Here is a 363-nt window from a genome sequence, read left to right on the forward strand (position 1 = left end):
CTGGTCACACCCACTTTCATCTACCTCTCCTAGAGATAAGAATCGCTCCACGGTCCCAGGCCATCAACCGCTCCGGGTAACAGAAGAACGCGTTGGGATGGTTGTAGAGCCGTGAATCGCCGCACAGCGTGGGGGCGTTGGGGTCCTTGGAATCCCAGGACGCGAAGTTGTCGACCGGGCGGAACACACCGTCGAAGTTGCTTTCGAAGTTCTGCTGCCAAAACTCGCCGATATCGTTGGCCGCCAACAACGCCAGCTTGTCCATGTCGCCGCCGTCGGTGTAGCGCACCTTGCCGAACGGTTCGGGCGCGTTGTCGCGCACCCCGCTCACCCCGTCGACCGCGGGCAACCCACCCACCCGAA

The 363-nt window shown here is 62.0% G+C and carries 1 pseudogene; it reads right to left on the reverse strand.

The window, feature by feature from the left end:
• Positions 1-16: 16 nt before the first annotated feature.
• Positions 17-363, reverse strand: a pseudogene (locus CWS39_RS29085) (peptidase); the annotation flags it as partial.

Origin of the sequence: Mycobacterium hubeiense, from assembly GCF_002838065.1 — a bacterium.
Taxonomy (GTDB): domain Bacteria; phylum Actinomycetota; class Actinomycetes; order Mycobacteriales; family Mycobacteriaceae; genus Mycobacterium; species Mycobacterium hubeiense.